Source organism: Dyadobacter sp. (genome assembly GCF_051859145.1).
Lineage (GTDB): Bacteria > Bacteroidota > Bacteroidia > Cytophagales > Spirosomataceae > Dyadobacter.
The window spans coordinates 1-2,109 of sequence record NZ_JBHYGF010000519.1 but is presented as its reverse complement, the minus strand read 5'-3'; the positions used below and the strand labels follow the sequence as shown (position 1 = coordinate 2,109).

Sequence of the window (2,109 nt, the reverse complement as noted above, 5' to 3'; positions counted from 1 at the left end):
AGGCGGTTAACATGCTCCTGGGTGTAAGCACGCTCTTTCTTTAATATACTTCCCAGATCAGGAAGGCATGTAGACCTGCCAAGTTGGCCAAGAATGGTTACCCAGGCATTTTCAAACCAGTGCATTTCCTGCAGCTCAGCAGTTAATAGTTGATGTGTTGTCATAAATGTTGAGAATATTCGCAGATTCTCTAATGAAAATTATGCCAATTGATTTAGGGAGAAATTGGGAACGCAAAAAAAGATATAAGCAAAGCGTGTTAGCATAAGTCATATCCCCAAAGCTGCTTTTACCATATTGATGCTTGAACAAACAAAAGCACGCTTGAAGAATCAGTAGGCAATGATGATATGTGTTGACTGACTCTTTCTGCCCCGGAAATGGAAAGTCCGTCCCCATATCGTCAAATCCATAAGGGCTTTGCTTGTAAATAGATAACCGATATGGACGGATAGGGACTGGCATAGAGTTAATGAAAAGAACACGTTGAGCACGCTCGCACTTTATTAACCATTCAAAAATTAACCTATTTACTTATTACTATGGCAGAACTAGATGTTCAACCCAAACGCAGCCGCCCCTGGTGGTTCTGGCTGTTGATTTTACTGGCTATTATTGCACTCATTGCTCTTCTTAGAGGATGCAATAAAGGCTTTGATGATGTTAAAGACGTAGCTGCAAGCACGGATAGCACCACCGATGTTCAGGCCGTCACCGTGCCGGAGTGGGACAACGTGGACTTTGATACTGACAGGGCCACCTTTGATGAGATTACTGATACATCTATTGCCATCAGCGGCGATGATAACTATACAATCTACGCACTGGGCGAAAACATCCTTTTTGCTACTGGTGAAAATCAGGTCCGGAAAAATGCCGAGACCCAGTTGAAACAAATAAGCGCTTCACTTCAAAAACGTTTTGCAACAAATGCACTTGCCGTTTATGGTAATACCGATTCAACCGGATCAGCTGGCCTTAACAAAGAACTTGGCAAACAGCGGGCCGAATCTGTAAAACAGTGGCTGATACAGAATGCAAACATTCAAGCTGACAAGATAACCGTAATGTCCAAGGGGGAGAGTGATCCGGTAGCTTCCAATAAGACGACTTCGGGAAGGCACATGAACCGCAGGGTTGAAATTGTTGTAAAGGCAAAATAATAACCTGATAACACTGTTCTCACAAACAAAACCAAATCATTATGACAACTGAACATTCAAATAGCGCAGACCGCATGCAGGAGCTTGGTGGCAGTGGCTTTGAGATTGCCGACGGGCAGCCAGATATTAAAGGTTGGGACGTCAAAGACACGGCAGGCAACCAGATTGGGGAAGTCGAAGAATTGATTTTTGATACACAGACCCGAAAAGTACTTTATATCATCGTTGATCTGGATGACAACAAATTGGAACTGGATGGCGGGGAGGTATTGGTACCAATTGGGCTGGCTACCCTGGATGAGAAAGAGGATGAAGTGGTCCTGGCAGAATTGACGGCCCAAAAGCTTGGGGCATTGCCACGATACGAAAAAGGTAAAATCACACCTGCAACAGAGTCGCAGATCCGTATCACCTTTACCGGCCTTGCAGCTGCGGTTGCCCCAGGTGCAGCCACTTACCAGAGCCACCCGGAAGGATTTTATGAGCACGAACACTTCAATGATGATCGGTTTTACGGTTCGCGGGCTACATCGGGCGTAGAAAGCATCCCTGTCATCGAAGAAGATATTTCCATCAGTAAAAAGCAGGTACAAACAGGAGGGGTGCGGCTGACCAGCCGCATTGTAGAGCGTCCGGTTCAGGAAAGCATCGCACTTAAAACTGAAACAGTACATGTAGATCGTATGCCAGTGGACAGGGCGGTAACTTCAAGTGAGCTGGATACATTTCAGGAAAGGACTATCGAGCTAACCGAGCATGCAGAAGTTCCATTGGTCTCAAAAGTTGCTATGGTGACAGAGGATGTTTCCCTGACCAAGCAAGTGGTTGAGCGTGATGAAGTTATTAACGACACAGTGCGTAGTACAAAAGTGGAAGTAGAAAACCTGGACCTGAAAGACCAGCGCTTACCGGATAAGGAAGAATTGAGCTAAGAAGTTCCTGTGCT

At 45.4% G+C, this 2,109-nt stretch carries 2 protein-coding genes; both read left to right on the top strand.

Going from position 1 to position 2,109, the window contains the following annotated elements; all coding sequences use genetic code 11:
• Positions 1 to 542: 542 nt before the first annotated feature.
• Positions 543 to 1,163, top strand: a complete 621-nt coding sequence (locus ACTIE6_RS23185) for an OmpA family protein (protein WP_138284179.1) — start codon at positions 543 to 545, stop codon at positions 1,161 to 1,163.
• 41 nt (positions 1,164 to 1,204) lie between these two features.
• Positions 1,205 to 2,095: a DUF2382 domain-containing protein gene (locus tag ACTIE6_RS23180; RefSeq protein ID WP_439558896.1), complete on the top strand. Its 891-nt coding sequence runs from the start codon at positions 1,205 to 1,207 to the stop codon at positions 2,093 to 2,095.
• Positions 2,096 to 2,109 lie beyond the last annotated feature (14 nt).

Coding starts and splice junctions, on each gene's coding strand:
- ACTIE6_RS23180 (WP_439558896.1), top strand. CDS start 1,205: ATGACAACTGAACATTCAAATAGCGCAGACCGCATGCAGGAGCTTGGT.
- ACTIE6_RS23185 (WP_138284179.1), top strand. CDS start 543: ATGGCAGAACTAGATGTTCAACCCAAACGCAGCCGCCCCTGGTGGTTC.